This window comes from Propionibacterium sp. oral taxon 192 str. F0372 (assembly GCF_000413315.1).
Taxonomy (GTDB): Bacteria; Actinomycetota; Actinomycetes; order Propionibacteriales; family Propionibacteriaceae; genus Brooklawnia.
This window is the reverse complement of sequence record NZ_KE340298.1, coordinates 139,712-157,287: the sequence shown is the minus strand read 5'-3', so window position 1 is coordinate 157,287 and position 17,576 is coordinate 139,712. Positions and strand designations below refer to the sequence as shown.

The window sequence follows — 17,576 nt, the reverse complement described above, 5'->3', positions numbered from 1 at the left end:
CCGTTCACCCGGCCGATGATTCTGGGCGAAGTCGTAGTCGGTCGGCGAGTCCTGATGCGCGACGTGCCGGGGTGGACACGGCCTTGGTGATGGCCTCACGGGTACCGATGATCCGCACCTGGTGACGTGCTCTGGTGATCGCGGTGTAGATAAGTTCCCTGACCAGCATGGGGGAATCCGCTGAAGGAAGAATCACCGACACTGCATCGTACTCCGAACCCTGGGATTTGTGGATGGTCATCGCGTGGAGGGTCTCCACCGCCTCCAGCACCATCGGTGACAACAACTGGACACCAGCTCCGCCGGCCAACCCCACCTGCAATTTGCTGCCTTGCCGCACTACCACCCCGGTGTCACCGTTGGCGATCCCCAGCTCGGGCACATTCCTGGTGACCAGGACCGGCCGTCCGGGATACCAGGTGGCCCCTAGAGCATAATCATCCATACTGACGCGCAGCATCTCCTCAATTGCCGCTGACCACATCATCGCCCCGTAGCGTCCGTGCCGGTGGGCGCACAGCAGCCGATGCCTATCGAGTGCGGTGATCCCGGCTGAGGCATCACCCCGTTGTGCTGCATTGAGTACCTCGGATGCCTGGTCGAGGATTTCGTCACGCAATCCGGGCAGGGAACTGGTGATCTCCGATGGATTCGGATCCATCTCCAGCCATTCGACCCCGGTGGCCTCGGATTCCAGGATATCCAGGGTCTGGACCACGTCGCCGTTGCGGACGCTGGTCGCCAGATCGGCGATCGAACCGGTGAATCGGTGGGATTCGGTCAACTCGACGACTGCGGGACGGGCGTCGACGGCACTAATGCTCATCCCGGTGCTCACCAGATCGGCCAGTACGGCTCCAGCATCCACCGAGGACAACTGCCCAGCATCACCAACCATCACCAACCTGGTGGTTGGTAACAGGGATGTGAGTACCGTGGTCATCAACTGTAGGGAGACCATGGATGTTTCGTCGATGACCAGCAGGTCGCAAGACAGCGGGTTATCCGGTCCGTGCCGGAATCCGCGATGGGGGAGGGAACCCAGCAGCGAGTGCAGGGTGGTGGCACGCCCGATCCGCAGTCGTCGCCATGTCGGTTCCCCGAATCCTGCGGTGGCTTGGTCGAGGGATTCTTGCATCCGGGCCGCGGCCTTGCCGGTGAACGAGGCCAGCGAAACCGTCAACGGCACGTCGTGGGGCCCCAGCTCATCGAGCACCTTTAGCAAAAGAGCGATGGTCGTCGTCTTGCCGGTGCCCGGGCCCCCAGAGATTACCGAGGTGGCTGCCGACACAGCGGTGACCACCGCTCGACGTTGGGTGAGGGAGGTACGCCCGGGAAGGAAACGGTCGGCAACCCGCTCGGTGAGCATCACTGGATCAGTGGGCGGTGGAGATGTGCGTGGCGAATTCCAGCGTTCGGTGAGTACTTTGGTCATCATGGATTCCGCGACCCAGGCCCGTTCTAGGTAGAGCAGGGGACCAACTAGACGCAACGGGCGTGCTGCATCCAGATCATCGGCCCCAACACTCACCATCGGCGAGGAGGATAGGATATCCAGCCAGGTGGAGGTTTTGGGCCAGTTCAACCGGCTGCCTGGGGTGAGCCTCGGGAAATGGATGGGTATCTGCTCGTCGATCGATAAACACACCGATCCGGATTGCTGGGCCGCGACGCACAGCGCTGCCGCGAGCATCGCTTCCGGGCGCCGTTCCCCGCAGAGTCTGGCCAAGGTTCGTCCCAAGTGCACCCCGGCTGCATCAATGATCCCGGCCTCGGAAAAGTCCGCCAATAGGCCTGTTGCTGAGATAATCATGCGATATCCCCGGCGAGAAGACCGGATGCGGAGACCACTAGCCCGGCGGGAGGGTACCAGGTGAAAACCCCGGTGGGCATGGAATCGATCATCTGGTTCTCCGGGCCGGTCATGCCTCTGATGAAAAGATAGCCGACCCCACCCAGGTGACGCGTGGGATCGTAGCTGGGCAGCCGCCACGACAGGTAGCGGTGCAGGGCCACGCAGTAGAGCAGAGCTTGCAAGGGGTAGTGGGCGTTGATCATCATCCGGGCCATCGTCGAGGGGTTGTAGGCTGCTGCCATTAGCGGGGCACCAGGTGGGGTGAGGGCCCGGTTCGTCTTGTAGTCAACGACGACGAACCTCTGTGTGGGGCCGGGAACGCGCAGTATCGCATCGATGGAGCCAGTGAGGAAACCCTCAAGCATCTTGTCGGCTGCTGGGGAATCCGCGAGCACTCGCGGGTAGGCATGCAGCGGATCGCCGGGACTCAGATGGGTCTCCATTAGGGCCGCCAGCTGCCCCAGCTGGTTGCGGTGAATGCCGCCGAGTGGCATCTCGAACTCCAATTCGGTGAGCCTATTCGATGCGCCGAGATCGGCGAGGCTCGCAAAACTGGTGAGTTCACCCAAGCTGGTGTGCACGGTCTGTTCTAAACCGGCGACAACCAGAGCCGGATCGGTGTCATGCACCGCCCAACGGGTCATCTGGTCGGCCACGACCGTGACGAGATCCGTGTGCAACTGTGGCGAGGCGGGATCGACGGCTTCGAGCACCGAGTGGACCAGGGAACCGAAACCGACTCCGCCGGGGAGTTCCGCCAGCGCAGAGCAAGCACCGAGATCGGTGCCCAGGGCTGTTTCCTCGGGGGTCAGGTCGCCGACCAGATCTGGTTCATCGCTGGCATCCGCGTCACTGAGCAGGTAATGGGCATGGGATTCGGCGATCAATGAGGAATAGGAAGTGCGGGCCCAATCCTGGTTAATGGAATCCCGGAAGATCCGGGCAGTCAAGGGCTGTGGTGGCTGCCGGGTGTCGTTGGTTATCCGGTGCCGGGGGGCGGCAGAGCGTGGAGGGACCAGCGTGGTGGTCACATGGTCGAGGGCCGGCAGGTCGCGGGCCTCGACGACTGGATGGGTGGGCGCCGGGGTGGTAACAACCCGGGCTGGGGTGCGCTGATTCATCAGCAGTCGGTGCAGGGCGGAGGCTGATGTGTTCGCCTTCGTCGGAGCCCACCAGGCGATGAGCAGTGACTGGGCCCGGGTGCAGGCCACATAGAACAGCCTGAGGGATTCTGCGTCCTCCTCTTTGCGGTGGGTCTCTTGTATCTGCTTACGTTCGGTTGGGGATGCCAGATCGAGTACCCGCTTGCCATCCACATGTCCGATCAGCGGTTCATCCCTATTCGGGGAACCCACCCAGCGGTCGGATGCTGAGGGCAGCAGGACAACTGGAAATTGGAGCCCTTTGGCCTGGTGGACGGTCATCACGCTGATCGCGGAATGATCGGTGGGCAGCCGCCTGGTTTTCTCTCTGCTGGCGACGCCGCCTTGTTCTATCTGTGCTCTCAGATGGGCAACCAGCCCGGAGATGGTCAATCGTTCAGTGCGTTGGGCGGTGTTCAGCAACTCTGTCAGCTGCCGGATGTCGCTGAGCAATTCCTCACCATCGGGGCGGGCGAGCAGTCGCGCGGTGAGATTGCGGTGCGCGGCGAGGTGCTCGTAGGCAGCTACCACCCCTTGCTGGGTCATCAATCTGGCACAGGTGGTGAGCAAGGCAGTCATCTCGACCAGTGCCGCCTCATCGCCGCTGGCAATGTCCGCGCTGGTCCAGCCGACCAAATCGGTGAGCATCGCGCGACGCAAATGCCACCGGTCCGGGGTTTCCATGGCCTCCAGCCATATTAGCCATTGTCGGGCCGCCCGGGTGTCGTGCACGTTTGTCTCGCCGATGAAGACTGCCTGGTGGCCGTGGGCAGTAAGATCTGCGGCCAGTTGACGTCCGGTCTCATTGCGGGTGACCAGAGCAGTGATGTCCGAGGCCTCGAGCGGACGCCAGATGCCATGATCCAGTAACTCGTGGCTGCCGTCCAACAATTCGTCAACCACCTGCAGCAGGTCATTGGTGATGGCCAGGCGTGCGTCCGCAGCTGCCATTGGGCGATCCGGAGCTAGGGCACGCAACTGCACCTGGGACAGTTGGCCTGTTGTTCGGATACGTGGCTCGGTGCGCTTGATCTCCACCGGGTGAATCACCGCTCGGGCCTGCGGAGTGCCCAGGTCGACCTGGCCGAAAAGCGACTCGATACCCAGCACTACCCCGGGGTCTGATCGGTGATTCACCCTGAGGGTCTCGGTAACATCGGTGGCGGCCAGCGCCTTGGCATAGGTTTCGATGTCCCCACCCCGGAAGCGGTAGATGGCCTGCTTCGGATCGCCGATGAGAACCATCGTCGACCGACCTCGAAATGCGGTTTCCAGAATGCTCCACTGCTGGGGGTCGGTGTCTTGGAATTCGTCGACCAGAATCACGGGAAAGCGGGAGGAAAGCACCGCACAGGCAGTGGCGCCGCTCACCGGATCTTCCAGGGCGTCGGCCAACCTGCGGAGCAGGTCATCGTAAGTGAGCAGGCCGGAGTTTCGCTTGCGAGCCTCGAAACGCTCACGAACTGCTTCAGCGAAACCACCGCGCAGCGTCCCGGTTTTAACTCCGGTGAATAGCGGGTCGCTGGGGTTGAGGCAGGCTTTCGTGCCTATAGCATTGGCCAGTTGCCAGTCGAGTTCCTGCCAGTGTGGTGCGCTTAGATAAGTGTCGGCGACGACTCGGGAGATGAAGGTATCGGTGTCGGTGGCCAGCCTGATCCCTGGATCATGATCGGCGAGAATACCGAGTTCGTTGAGCATCCGGGCTGCGAAGGTGTGGATCGTCACCATCGCCGCGGAATCCATGTGGTTCACCGCTTGGACCAGACGCTGCCTACGCAGTTCCACATCTTGGGGTGGGCCGGTTATGAGTAGAGAGGTAACGACATCAGGATCGGGAACCTGTCGGCCGGAGGCGGCGAGGGTAAGCGCATCGCGCACCACCACGATGCGATGACGGATCGACTCCCGCAGTTCTGCGGTGGCCCGACGCGAGAAGGTGACCGCTAAGACCGATTCGATAGGCGTACCTTGCGCGACGTGGCGGGCGATCATGCCAGCGATGGTGAATGACTTCCCGGTGCCCGCGCTGGCCTCAAGGACCATTGTGGTACCCGGGGCGGGCAATGCGCGATGCCAGATGCCGGTCATCATGGCCTCCACTCGCGGAGGTTGATGTTGATCGGGACGAACAGCCAAGCGGCCAAGGTCTCGAAGCGAGACCCCAGCGCCCCGCCTGGGGGTGCCGGATCGTGGGGCACCGGGCGTGATGCCACCAATTCGGAGTAGGTGGAGAAGAAATATGCCCAGTTCTCGTTCTCCTTGGCGAAGGCTGCCCGGGCCCGATCACTATGCTGGCCACGTTCGAAGGTCAGCACATTGCAGTAGGCAGCGGCCGTTCGCAGTGGCAGGGGTAGCACCCGAGTCAGTCCCTCGGCGCGCAACCGGACCAGCCCGCGCAGGATCGTTGTGGCTTGGTCCGGATCGGGACAACGCAACGACTTGGAGCGCTTGCCCAGCAATAGCGCGCCATCGATTGTTTGCACCCCGTGACAGGCATTCACCAGACACAGCTTCAGCCAAGCCCGTAGCGCGTCATCTGGCTTGAGATGACCGAACCGCGACACGACTACCCGGCCTCCATGAACAGGCACCGAACCGGTCAGGACGACCTGGCCCAGATCCAGCGAGCAGTCGATCATCGTCAACTCACCCAGACCGGCACGCACCGTGGCAGCCACCCGGGTCGCGACCTCCAACTGCTCGGAGACCACTTGCTGACCCAATGGCCCGGGAAGCACTCGACCACTAAGCCAAGCCACTTGGGCTGCGCAGGCGGGGTCGGCTCCCTGGAGAACCATGCGGAAGATCTCCTCCCCGACAGACCAAGCCTGCCGCTGATCCAAGGCAATTGGCAGGTTCTCAGGAAGGCTGTCGTCGAAACCCGACCAAGTGGTGCCGCAAGCAGTGCGCAGTAGTTCTCTCGCTGGGTCGATGAAGAAAGTGATTAGCTCATCAAGGGTCACCTGGCGAGAGGTACTTTCCTCGGTTGCCCTGCAGTGGAGCAGACGCCACCGGGGTTCGTCGGCCACCGCGGGAAGCTGTAATGCCTTGGCCCCGTCGAGAGCCTGGAGATCGTGGCTGAATGGGGAGTCGATGAGGAAATTGTTGCAGTTATGTGAGTGCAGCGGGTGCCAGCGAACGAATTCATCGGCCGCGGGCTCCCATGAACGGATGCTGACTGCGGGGGAGATGGCGTCCAGCAACTCGGCCAGGCATACGGGCATCGGCAGCCGTCGACCAGTCAACTCGTCGGCACCTTGGGTGATGATAATGAAACGATCCTGGGCCGCCAATAGGGCATCGAGCAATCGTTGCTGGTGGCGGGAACGAGTCACTTTCGTCCAGTGACGGTGGTCGGCCCCACGAGCCAGCAGGTCGTCGCCATCCACTGGGTCGCTGCCAGGGAAGGTGGTGTCTTCTAGGCCGAGAACACACACCACTCGGTGCTCCACGCAGGCCAAATCGTCTAGGGAAGTGACGAGCAGCGAACCGTTGGCATGGTTGGGGCGTCCCCGCCCAGATTCCTGCCACTGTTCGCACCAACCAACGACGTCACGGGCAGTCAGTATGGCGGAGGAGTTCTGGGTCTGATGGCGAAGATCCGCCAGATGATTTAGCACTTCCTGTACTTGCCAGCGGTCATCGAAGTCGGTAGCGGCGAGCAGGTCGATCGCTTCGCCTAACCGATCAGCCCATACTGGGGCGGTTGCGGGGATGGCGAATCCACCCAGGATCTTGCGGATGCGGGAGACCAATTCGGCGAGACGCCCAACCAAGGCGGTATCGGGTTCGTCGAAATGAGTTAGTGGGGTGACGGTGCGCAGGGAAACCGGTGGCAGCGGATCCAGGGCAATGGACACCAGCATCCGCTCTACCCCGGCCAGCCATGTCGATGACAGTACCTCGACTCCGTTGCGGTGTCGGTGGGCCGGGTCTACACCCCACCGGATCTGGGCATCTGCGATCAGATGGGACAGCGAATCGAGCTCCTCGGCCCCGAAACCGAATGCCTTGGCTACTGGGGCTGACTGGCACAAGGCAAGCAATTCATCCGCGGTGGCACGCCCATCAAGCAGGGAGAACAGCGTGATGAGTAATCCGAGAACGGGGTTAAATCGGCTCAGTGATCCTGCGGACAACTGTACTCGCAAGCGGGCAGCCGGGTGCATGGCACCGGAGTCGGAGTCGAGTTGGAAACATGCCGCAACTAAGGGGGCGAAGGTCACCGGATCTGGGCACAGAACGACCACGTCACGCGGCTGCAGACTCGGATCATCACTGAATAAGGTACACAGGATCTCGCGCAGTACCTCGACCTGGCGATTTGGTCCGTGGCAGGCGTGGATCTGGATGGTGGTGTCGTGTGTGATCTGGAGTGGCGTGGTGTTGGCACGGATTGCCGACTGTACCCGGTTCAACCATGTGCCGGAGGATTCGGGAAATGGCGTGGCAAGTGGATCTGAGGACAGCGTCCGGTGATTCAGCTGGTTGACCAAGTGAGAACCAGAACCGTGCATGATGGGGCGGTGGACGAACAGATGCACCTCGTGGTGAGCGGCCAAGGCGTCGAGCAGTTCCAAGTCGCTGGGCAGGGGATCGTCGATGGCGACCGCCACCACACGGGCGGGAATCCCGGTCGCTAGGCCTTCATACACCATAGTCAGCAGATGGTTGTTCAACTGCACGAGGTCTGTTCCGCTCGTGGCGACGAGTTGGCGCCACAGGGTCGGTTGCCACAGATCGCGGCTGTCTAGCGCGGTGTTCTTGGGTCCGGTCTCCTCGCCTCTGGACCAAGCAGCAACCATTGCGGGGGCATGACGGATGTAGTCATTGAACAGCCGGGCGATGCGGTGACCGAGTTGACCGGCCCTTCCAGGACGGTTGTGGCCCAAGTGCCGACGCAGGATCTCGGTTGTTTTGTCGTCGCTGCTGGTGATGGCCTCAAGAATCGCGACATCTAGCCCCTTACCGGCCCATGGTTCGCTGAGACCGCAGGCATCCAGCAGCCGGGCTCGAAGCCCTGCCCAGACGCAAAAATCGACGCCGGTGCAGATGCCCGGCCCGTTTGTGGCCGCGGCCAGAAACTGGGTGAGATGTCGCTGATGGGCACCGGAGGGCACTATCACCAAATCAGATTCGAAGACTGGCGGGGGATTACTATGGAGCAACTCGGCAACCCCGGTGGTGAGTGAATACCACGACGAACAGGCACGCACCGCCACGCAGGTGGTCCTCGTTGTCGCGCGCACGGCAGCCTCCCTCACTCGTGGATACCACCTTATCGAGCGGGACCGACACAGCTACCCGTCGTGGCCGTGTGAGATCCGTCGGGGCCGCCCCCTACAGTGATGGCCGTGAGTGATGTGGACCGAATCTTAGCCGGGTTGGACGATCAGCAGCGGGCCGTTGTTATGGCGCCGAGCGGGCCGTTAGCCGTGCTTGCCGGTGCGGGCACCGGCAAGACCAGGGCGATCACCCACCGTATCGCTTACCGGGTGGCGACCAAGCAGATCGCAGCCAACCAGACCTTGGCGGTGACCTTCACCAACAAGGCGGCCACTGAGTTGGCTCATCGGCTGCGTCGGCTCGGTATTCCCGGGGTGCAGGCGCGTACCTTCCATGCAGCAGCCCTGCGCCAGCTCCGCTACTTCTGGTCCACGGTTGAAGGCAGCCCACTGCCCGAGGTGGCCAGCGGCAATTTATCCATGATTGCCGAGGCCGCCCGCGGAGTCGTTCCGGTGCTGGACACATCCTTGTTGCGTGAACTGGCCCAGGAGATCTCCTGGGCGAAGGTGTCGAATGTCTCCCCGGAGAACTATCTGGAGGTCGCCGCCGATGCCCACCGGGAGGTTAACGGATTGGAGCTTGATAGCGTGGCACCGGTACTTGCCCGCTACGAGCAGGTAAAGCGGCGTCGTGGGGTGATTGACTTCGACGATATCCTGCTGTGCGCTATCGGCATGTTGCGGGCCCACCCCGATGTGTTGTCTCAGGTGCGCGGTCAGTACCAGCACTTCACCGTGGACGAATACCAGGATGTCTCCCCGGTGCAACGCAGCCTGCTTGAGCTGTGGATGGGGCCTTGCCGCGATGTCTGCGTGGTCGGTGACGTGAACCAGGCGATCCACACTTTCGCTGGGGCCCAACCTGCCTATCTGCTGGATTTCGAGCGGGAACATCCCGGTGCCCTCGTCCTGCGCATGAACCACAACTATCGTTCGACCCCGCAGATCCTGGCAGTAGCTAACGGGCTCGTTCCAGCACGTTCGGCCTTGGTGCCCACCAGGGAACAGGGCCCACGGGTCGCGGTGGTCCCAGCAATCGATGAGGCCGCTGAGATCAAAGAACTAGTGGGCTGGCTCAAGATGGCGCACGAGGAGTACGACTGGGAGCAGATAGGTGTCCTTTACCGGATTAACTCCCAGGCCGAAGCCATCATCGAAGCCTTGGATTCCACGAACATCCCTCACCGGGTACGAGCTCCGGCGATTGACCAGACCCGTTCGCTAGGAGACCAGGGATTTGCGAAGACCGGGGTGACGCTGTCCACCATGCATGCGGCCAAGGGCCTGGAGTGGGAGGCGGTGGCTGTCATCGGGGTGAGCGAGGGGCTAGTGCCCTTCATGGCAGCTACCACTCCCGCCGAGCTGGCCGAGGAACGACGTCTGTTGTATGTGGCACTCACCAGGGCAAGAACCACGCTCAGGATCTCCTGGGCGACAGGCGGGGCCCATGGGCGAGGGAACAGGACACCGTCGCGATACCTGCGACGGGCCGGTCTGGTTGGGGTCGGATGCGGGGGAGAGAGCAGACGAGAACGCCCGATGCGCCCGTCGAAGCGCAGGAGCCCCGGCTGCCGGGTATGCGGTGAGCATCTGTCGCTGGCCGAGGAGATCAAACTCGGGCGCCATTTGGGTTGTGAGGTGAGTGCTGATGAGCAGCTTTTCGAGCAATTGCGTGCCTGGCGTTCCCGTACGGCGGCGGCCGCTTCGATGCCTGCTTTCGTGGTATTCACTGATTCAACCCTGCGAGCCATCGCAGAACAACGACCCGCATCCCGGGCAGAGTTTCTCAAGGTCCCTGGGATTGGGGTGGCTAAACTCGAACGTTACGGAGATGAGCTGTTGAGGTTGCTCAGCATCGAACAATGAGCCGGAACAAGAATGAGGCTTGTTCCCGGGTTCCCCGGCTCTTCGAACAATGAGATTGACTCCCGGGGTGGGTTGCTCCGGAGAGGATCCGATGAACTAGAAAAACACAATGGGGTGACCAAGGAACTGGTCACCCCATCCACCATTGGTGGAGACTCCGGCCAGATCAGGCCTTGCCGAGAATGCGGTTCAGGTTGGTGCCGCACTTGGGGCACTTCGCTTTGGCCATCTTGGTGCCGCGGTCGTTCACGACGATATTTCCCTTGGCGGAGCGCTTGTCCTTGCACTTCACGCAGTAGAACTCACCTTCATAGGTTTCCTCAGCCACAGTCTTCTCCTTGTCGTAGACCAAGTGGGTCTGTGCCGGGACCGCTGCGTTGGTACCGAGCACGGTCGAACTCTACCCATCGGGACCCAGAAATCCGGTGACGTTGACGATGTATTTCCCCGTGTCGCGACGAAAAACCCCGGATCGAGACGTGTACGCCCGACCTTTCGACCCGCATTCTTGTTGACATCCGTGGGGTTTGCTCCCATGGAATCCCCCGGTCGATGCCTGGCAACGCCTTCCCCTGCGTGCTTGCCTCGACCGGGGGACACCAGGAAACTTAGCTCTGCGCCTGCGGGTGAGTCAAGGATTCCGGCGTGGCCGCCGGGTAGGGTTCGTGTGGATTGGAGGTGGATCAGGCGTGGCGGGGCGTCGTCATGGCCATCGGACCAGCGAGAACATCGTGGCGGGCAATTTTCGCGCGGGGATGGACGGAATTGAGGTGCGACGATCGACAGGCCGTCGGCGCAGTGTCTCGGCACGGATCGAGCAGGGGCGCATCGTCGTGTTTGTTCCTGCTGGCCTAAACGTTCGTGAGGAACGCGACTGGGTGGAGCGGATGGTGCGCAAACTGGCTCGTAAAAATACTCGGGCATCCGCCCCTGACCTACTGGAACGTGCTGGGCAACTGGCCGCCATCCATCTCGACGGGGCCACCGGAACCCAACTGCGTCCGACTTCGTCCGACTTCGGTGCGTTGGGTAACCAATATGAATCGCAGATGGGCCTCATGCTCCACCGACACCGGGGAGATCAGGCTGTCGCATCGACTGCAGTCGATGCCATCGTGGGTGGTCGACCACGTCCTACTGCATGAACTGGTGCACCTGCACGAATCTTGTCACGGCCCAGAATTCCAGCGGCTGCTTGATGCGGATCCGAACCGGCAACGAGCAGAGGCCTACCTTGCCGGATGGTCGGCGGGCAACCAGTGGATCGATCGGATGGGTTGATCCGTTCAGTCGGGTTTAGGGCCCTCCTCGTTGTGACGATCCTCTTCGGCGAGCAGCTTCTCCAATGCGATGTCGATCTCGTCAGGTTCCACGCCACCCCCGGGGGCGGTCCCCAGTAACTCACTGGGATCCTCGAGTTCTGCGCTGCCCGGAAGAAGATCCGGATGTGACCACAACTTATCGCGGGCCTCGATTCCTCGTTCGGCCTCCAGCATGCGCCACAGAGCTGTCGCCTCACGGAAACGTTCTGGGCGCATGTCGAGGCCCAGCATGGCAGACAGGAAAGCATCTGCCGGGTAGGAGGTGACCCGGCGACGTCTGATCGTCTCATCCAACATGGTCGCTACATGGGGCAGCCACTTGGTGGCTGCGGCTCCTGCTGTCGCATCTACCCAGCCCTCAATGAGATCCAAAAGGGTCTCCATCCGGATGAGAACGTCGGCCTGTTGAGCGGTGCATGCGGGAGCGAAGAGCTGCTCCTGGAGATCCTCGCTGAGAGCCGATAGTTGCTCTGGCTCCAAGCCTTGGAGGTCGTCGACATCCACCGAATCGGTGATGTCTGACAGATCGATGGTGATCTGACTGGTGTACTGCGCCAGCAGGGAGATCAGTTGTGGGCCTAGCCACGGCACCTGAGCGAAGAGCCGCTGGCGTGCTTCCTCACGCAAGGTCAGGTAGAGCAGCAACTCTTGCTCGCTGACCCCGAGATCCTCGCCAAAGGCTGCAATGTTAGCGGGCAGCATGACGACTTGAGGCTTCGACAGTAATTGCAGCCCTAACTCAGCCCCGGAAAGCAATTGGGTGGCGATGATGCTGATCGCCTTGGACACCTGAACGGAGTACATCTGGGCGGCAGAGGCCCGGAGAATCGGGGTGAGCATCGAACCGAACTGCTCGAATTCCACCGGGGTTCCTTCACCCATCTGGAACTGAGCGCCGAAGGAATCGGCCATGGCGTCGGCGATACGGTTGACGATGGGCTCGGCGATTGACTGCCACCCGGCGGAAGTTTGTTCTATCCATGTCGACCGAGACCAAGCGGCAGGCGGGGTGGAGAGCGGTTCGAAGGCGACGAATTCGTCGAGCCATGCAGAGGCCAGACGGTGTGCGTCGGCCACTGCGCGATCGTCCGCAATCGTTGGATCGGGGTCGGATGCCTTGGCCAGTAGGGCTGCGTGAGCCAAAGAAGTGGTCTGGGACCAGTCGACGGTGGGCAGTTGTGTGGCACCAACCGACCCCAAGGCGCTGCGTAACTGGTCCAGCATCTGCTGCAGGTCGAAGTTTTTACCGTCGCCCCCGAACTGGGCGAACCAACGGGCCATCGGGTCGTTGGGGTCCCGCTCATCGTTCATCTCGCACCACCAATTCCATCGTTGCCTTTCCATTGTTGCCCAGCAATGCAAGTTTCGTGCACGACGCCACCTAACTCGGGCGGTTCGAGTCCGGGTAGCCGCTAGTGTTGGTGACGATGGATAGACCTGTCGGAACGAACAACCCCTCGGCCGCCCATAGCGAAGCGGGGCAGGGGTCTCGTTCGTCTGTGCGATTACGGGCAGGCAGCCAGTCATTGGGGTCCACCATCCCCCGGACACGAAACCTCATACCCGCCTCGCAAACCATGCGTTCCTTCGTGGTCTCAGCGGGTGCGCTGCTGTTTGGGCTGATCTGTCTTGCCGTGATGCCGGTTCCCTATGTGACCATCTCGCCCGGGTCAACCGTTGACATGCTCGGCTACTCAGAGTCAACCCCCAGGATTAGGATCACCGGCGCGCCAGCGGTCACGACCACTGGCAGCATCGACCTGCCGCTGGCCGAGGTGAGCCCCCAGGACAGGAACGTGAACCTGTTCCATGGCTTGGGTGCGCTGCTCGATCCGAGTTCGACGGTGGTGGTGCGTGAATCGGTCTACGCCTTCAGTCGTCCCACGTCTGGCCAGCAAGCGAATATCACTACCGGTCTGGAAGGTGCTCAGGGCAATGCCATTGTCGCCGGGCTGGTGGCTGCGGGTCGTGATGTGCGGCCTTTGCCCGCAGTCACCTCGGTGGCAAGCTCTGGACCGGCCTACGGAAAACTGCAGACCGGAGACCTGATCACCGCGATCAACTCCTCGGTGGTGGCCACTCGCAACGACGTCATGACGATCATATCCCAGATGTCCCCCGGTACCACGCTGCGGATTAACCTGCTCCGGGCGGGGGTTCCCCTGGAGGTACAGGTGGTCACGGTCGCCGCCCAAGATGACCCGGCCCAGTCAAGGCTCGGCGTCGAGGTGGGCAATTCCTACCAGTATGACCTGGAGGTGGAGGTCAACCTGGACCCGGCACTTGCTGGGGCCTCGGCGGGGCTTCCGGTAGCCCTCGCTGTCTACGACAAGGTGACCGACGGCACCTTGGCTGGGGACCGCCGGGTTGCGGCCATCGGCACCGTACAGCCATCCGGCGAGGTGGGACAGGTGACCAATGTGCGACAGGTGGTGGTCGCCTCTGCTAGGGCCGGGGCTCAGGCGGTGCTGGTGCCTGTCGGGAATTGTGGCGATCTCGGAGGGCTGAACGTCAAGGTTCCGGTGGTCAAGGTGTCCACTGTGTCAGAGGCGACTGAGGTTATGGCTCTGATTGCCAAGGATCCGACGAGTGACCAGGTGCCGCGATGCTGAGTGACAATGAGCATGACGGGAATGATGCGCTGTTGGCAGCCCTTGTGGAGATCGAGAGTTTCGTCTCCCGATCGGGATGGGACCAACCGGCGCGACTATTCGGTTTGGTGCCGACTGCAGAGTTGATAGCCGCGGAGCCATCCTTGGCCGAGCAACTGACGATCACCGTTCCCGATGCGTTATCCTCGGTAGAGCAAGAGGATTTCCATCCAGGGACTGACCTGCTGACCGCTCTCAACCACATCGTCTGGCCGTGGAGCGTCCCGGGGTGCGCGCTGGTCACCGAGAGATCCTTCCTGCCGCCGCGTTTCGAATCGGAGATCCCCACTTTCCCAGACAAGGCAGCCGATTTCGTGGCGCATCATCCCGAGCGGGTGGATGTCCGGGTGGTTGCCGGGTGCCTGCGGTTGGCCGACGGTACGACGACGATTCATTCTGTGGCCCGGCTGCGTTCCGAGCCCAGCGACTTGCTGGTCGGTGCCGAGATGGTGCCGACTCTCACCCATGTGTTGAGCCAGACCTTGGCCACCGCATCCTATTGATCAAAGCTGACCGGGAGGATCAGATGAGTACATCGGATTCTGCGACCACACAACGTCGACGTGGTGCCTTGGCGCCCACGGTCGCGGTACTTGCGGTCGCGATTGTCGCCTTCTTCGGTTTTTCCGCGATCTGGACAGATCTGCTGTGGTATCGCTCGGTGGAGGCTCAGCAGGTGTTCACCATCAGACTCACCGCCCAAGTGGGCATTTTCTGCGCTGCGGCTCTGCTGACTGGAGTGGTCGTGTGGCTGAATATGTGGCTTGCTTTCCGGGCCCGGCCCAGGGGAATCACCCGCAGTGGCTCCAGCACCTTGGATCGTTACCGCAAGGTGATGGATTCCGGTTCCCGGTTGACGATCGCTGTCCCCACATTGGTGCTGGCGGTGATTGGCGGAGTCAACGCCCTGCCTGCGGTCGATACCTTTTTAGCTTGGTCGAATGCCACTTCTTTCGGTGTCAGTGATGCTCAGTTCGGGTTCGATGCCTCCTTCTTCGTCTTCGAGTTGCCTTGGTGGCGGATGGTGGCGGGCCTGCTGCAGTTCATTTCGGTGGTGGCTTTGATCGTCGCCGCTGCCGTGCACTTCATCATGGGCTCGATGCGGACTTCGGTGGTGCAGGTGACACCCACAAGTGAAGGGCAGGCTCCGGAGGTTAAGCTGTCTAATCCCTTCACCCGGCGCGCCCAAGCTCACATATCGGTGCTGATCGGGTTCATCCTCCTCGTGCTCGCGGCAAATGTGTGGCTCAACCGCTACGCCTATTCGTTCTCTGACAACGACTCTCTGTTCACTGGTATCGGCTACACCGACGCCAGGTCGAGAATCACCGCGGGCATCATCATGTCGGTGGTCTGCCTGCTGTGTGCCTTGGGTTTCTTCCTCAATGCCCGTATCCAGGTGTGGCGAATCCCGGTCGTCACAGTGGCGCTGGCTGTGGCTACCGCGCTCATTATCCAGGTTGGTTATCCGGGCGTGGTGCAGCAGTTCGACGTACGTCCCAACGAGCCGGACCGGGAACGTGAGTACATCCGCAATCAGATCGCAGCCACCCGTGCAGCCTACGATGTGGAGAATGTCGAAATCTCCGACTATGAAGCGACCACGACGGCTACCTCCGGGCAGTTGGTTGCCGATGCCGAAGCGTTGCCGGGTATCCGGTTGATGGATCCACAGGTAATCTCCCCAACTTTTGAGCAACTGCAGCAGGTGCGTGGCTATTATTCTTTCCCCGATGTGCTTGATGTCGACCGATACACCATCGGGGGTCAGGAGACCGACGCCATCGTTGCGGTCCGTGAGATCGCCACTGAGGGATTACCCGAGGAGAACCGGACCTGGAACAACGTACACACCGTCTACACCCACGGTTATGCGATGGTTGGGGCCTATGGAAACCGTCGCCAGGGTTCGGGAGAGCCGGAGTGGATCGTTTCAGATATTCCTCCGCGTGGCGCGATCAACCAGACTGAGGCCCGGGTCTATTTCGGGGAGAAAACCTCGGACTATGCCATCGTCGGCAACGAGGATGGGGCCAACCCGATCGAATTGGACACCCCTGGTGGTAATGAGGATGGCGGGGGAGAAACTTACACCACCTATACCGGCAATGGCGGGGTTGCAGTGTCGAATCCATTGGTTCGCGCCATGTTCGCCGCCCGCTACGGGGACGTGAACCTGCTCTTGTCGAACCGGGTGAACTCTCAGTCCCGCATTCTCTACGAGCGCACCCCGATGGATCGAGTGGCCAAGGTTGCCCCGTGGCTGACCACCGACAAGGAGCCTTATCCTGCGGTCGTCGACGGCCGGGTGGTGTGGATCATCGACGGCTATACCACATCGAACTCCTACCCAAATTCGCAGCGCATTGACCTGGCCTCGGCCACCGGGGACTCCACCTCGACTTGGACACAGGTCGGTCAGGAGAGTTCTCAAGTCAACTACATGCGCAACTCGGTGAAGGCGGTAGTTGATGCCTACGATGGTTCGGTGACCATGTATGCGTGGGACACCGAGGACCCAATCCTGCAGACTTGGCAGAAGGTATACCCGGGGATGCTGCATTCTGTCGACGAGATCAGTGCAGATTTGATGCAGCATCTGCGCTATCCCCAAGATCTGTTCAAGGTGCAGCGTCAGATCCTGGGGCGCTATCACATGACGAACCCGGACGCCTGGTACCAGCAGTCGGATCTGTGGAACGTTCCGATGGACCCGCGTTTCAAGTCCACCAAGGAACCTGCCTATTACCTGTCGATCAAGTGGCCTGGTGACGAGCAGCCGGTCTTCTCCCAGACTGCGGTGTTTGTCCCGAACGAGCGGGAGAATCTTGGTGCCTACATGTCGGTGGTGGCCGACGCATCCTCGGAAGACTACGGGAAGATCCGGGTGCTGAGACTCTCAGACACCCACCAGGTGCCAGGACCAAACCAGACCTTCAACGCAATCCAGACCGACAACTTGGTGCAGCAGTCGCTACTGCCGTTCACTTCCCAAGGGGCTGCGAAACCGGTCTATGGCAATCTGCTCACTTTGCCGTTGGGTGGCGGTCTGATTTATGTGGAGCCCATCTACACTCAGGGCGAGACCCAAGGCTCCTATCCGGTGTTGCGATTCATCGTGGTGCGCTTTGGTGACAAGATCGGCATCGGGGGGACCCTGCAGGAGGCGCTGGACATGGTCTTCGGCGGCAATGCTGGGGCGACAACCGGCGAGCAGGAGATTGACGGTACGACAACTCCCGACGCTCCACCAGCCACCGGCGAGGAAGCCGCGAAACTGTCTTTGGCTAAGGCGGGAGATGCTTTTCGAGCCGCCGATGAAGCGCTGCGTAATGGTGACCTGGCCGGCTATCAAGCTCAAGTGGAAACCGCACGTCATCACCTGGACGATGCGGACAAGGCACTGCGCAACGGCTGATTCCCGGATGCGCTCGGTGACATGGTTGGCTTGCTTG

11 protein-coding genes are annotated in these 17,576 nt (G+C 61.5%); 6 read left to right on the top strand and 5 right to left on the bottom strand.

The genetic code is table 11. From position 1 onward, the window contains the following. Window positions 1–4: 4 nt before the first annotated feature. From recD to HMPREF1531_RS11980, 3 genes are read right to left on the bottom strand one after another with little or no spacing between them, the layout of a single operon-like run. Window positions 5–1,813, bottom strand: a complete 1,809-nt coding sequence (gene recD, locus HMPREF1531_RS11990) for an exodeoxyribonuclease V subunit alpha (protein ID WP_016670227.1) — start codon at window positions 1,811–1,813, stop codon at window positions 5–7. Further along, window positions 1,810–5,088, bottom strand: a complete 3,279-nt coding sequence (locus tag HMPREF1531_RS11985; RefSeq protein WP_036899466.1) for a UvrD-helicase domain-containing protein — start codon at window positions 5,086–5,088, stop codon at window positions 1,810–1,812. Before HMPREF1531_RS11985 ends, recD begins: the two co-directional genes overlap by 4 nt. Beyond that, window positions 5,085–8,246 (bottom strand): exodeoxyribonuclease V subunit gamma, encoded by a 3,162-nt coding sequence (locus HMPREF1531_RS11980; protein WP_016670225.1) that lies wholly within the window; start codon window positions 8,244–8,246, stop codon window positions 5,085–5,087. The genes HMPREF1531_RS11985 and HMPREF1531_RS11980 overlap by 4 nt, the downstream gene beginning before the upstream one ends. A 105-nt stretch (window positions 8,247–8,351) precedes the next feature. Between HMPREF1531_RS11980 and HMPREF1531_RS11975 the strand changes: the two genes are divergently transcribed. Next, window positions 8,352–10,148 (top strand): ATP-dependent DNA helicase UvrD2, encoded by a 1,797-nt coding sequence (locus HMPREF1531_RS11975; RefSeq protein WP_232210278.1) that lies wholly within the window; start codon window positions 8,352–8,354, stop codon window positions 10,146–10,148. Window positions 10,149–10,314: 166 nt separating this feature from the next. Here HMPREF1531_RS11975 and HMPREF1531_RS11970 read toward each other — a convergent pair whose 3' ends face one another. After that, a complete protein-coding gene (locus HMPREF1531_RS11970; RefSeq protein WP_232210286.1) occupies window positions 10,315–10,476 on the bottom strand; it encodes a DUF5679 domain-containing protein in 162 nt (53 codons plus the stop codon). 361 nt (window positions 10,477–10,837) lie between these two features. Between HMPREF1531_RS11970 and HMPREF1531_RS14220 the strand changes: the two genes are divergently transcribed. Next, complete coding sequence (locus HMPREF1531_RS14220) at window positions 10,838–11,293, top strand: hypothetical protein (RefSeq protein WP_016670222.1); 456 nt, start codon at window positions 10,838–10,840, stop codon at window positions 11,291–11,293. Then, entirely contained in the window at window positions 11,187–11,429 is a 243-nt protein-coding gene (locus HMPREF1531_RS14215) for a M48 metallopeptidase family protein (RefSeq protein WP_232210277.1), read from the top strand. The genes HMPREF1531_RS14220 and HMPREF1531_RS14215 overlap by 107 nt, the downstream gene beginning before the upstream one ends. A 5-nt stretch (window positions 11,430–11,434) precedes the next feature. On the opposite strand, the gene HMPREF1531_RS11960 is transcribed toward HMPREF1531_RS14215, so the two are convergent. After that, on the bottom strand, window positions 11,435–12,781 hold the full coding sequence (locus tag HMPREF1531_RS11960; RefSeq protein WP_016670221.1) for a zinc-dependent metalloprotease: 1,347 nt from the start codon (window positions 12,779–12,781) through the stop codon (window positions 11,435–11,437). A gap of 266 nt (window positions 12,782–13,047) precedes the next feature. Here HMPREF1531_RS11960 and HMPREF1531_RS11955 point away from each other — a divergent pair, with 266 nt between their 5' ends. From HMPREF1531_RS11955 to HMPREF1531_RS11945, 3 genes are read left to right on the top strand one after another with little or no spacing between them, the layout of a single operon-like run. Beyond that, window positions 13,048–14,082, top strand: coding sequence for a PDZ domain-containing protein (locus tag HMPREF1531_RS11955; protein ID WP_016670219.1), 1,035 nt, complete (start codon window positions 13,048–13,050; stop codon window positions 14,080–14,082). Continuing rightward, window positions 14,076–14,624: a PPA1309 family protein gene (locus tag HMPREF1531_RS11950; protein ID WP_016670218.1), complete on the top strand. Its 549-nt coding sequence runs from the start codon at window positions 14,076–14,078 to the stop codon at window positions 14,622–14,624. The genes HMPREF1531_RS11955 and HMPREF1531_RS11950 overlap by 7 nt, the downstream gene beginning before the upstream one ends. A gap of 23 nt (window positions 14,625–14,647) precedes the next feature. Next, window positions 14,648–17,539, top strand: coding sequence for a UPF0182 family membrane protein (locus HMPREF1531_RS11945; RefSeq protein ID WP_016670217.1), 2,892 nt, complete (start codon window positions 14,648–14,650; stop codon window positions 17,537–17,539). The last annotated feature ends 37 nt before the right edge of the window (window positions 17,540–17,576 follow it).

What these genes read in the sequence shown, in the direction of transcription:
- recD (WP_016670227.1), bottom strand. Translation starts at nt 1,813, where the DNA reads ATGATTATCTCAGCAACAGGCCTATTGGCGGACTTTTCCGAGGCCGGG.
- HMPREF1531_RS11985 (WP_036899466.1), bottom strand. Translation starts at nt 5,088, where the DNA reads ATGATGACCGGCATCTGGCATCGCGCATTGCCCGCCCCGGGTACCACA.
- HMPREF1531_RS14215 (WP_232210277.1), top strand. Translation starts at nt 11,187, where the DNA reads ATGAATCGCAGATGGGCCTCATGCTCCACCGACACCGGGGAGATCAGG.
- HMPREF1531_RS11960 (WP_016670221.1), bottom strand. Translation starts at nt 12,781, where the DNA reads ATGAACGATGAGCGGGACCCCAACGACCCGATGGCCCGTTGGTTCGCC.
- HMPREF1531_RS11955 (WP_016670219.1), top strand. Translation starts at nt 13,048, where the DNA reads ATGCGTTCCTTCGTGGTCTCAGCGGGTGCGCTGCTGTTTGGGCTGATC.
- HMPREF1531_RS11950 (WP_016670218.1), top strand. Translation starts at nt 14,076, where the DNA reads ATGCTGAGTGACAATGAGCATGACGGGAATGATGCGCTGTTGGCAGCC.
- HMPREF1531_RS11945 (WP_016670217.1), top strand. Translation starts at nt 14,648, where the DNA reads ATGAGTACATCGGATTCTGCGACCACACAACGTCGACGTGGTGCCTTG.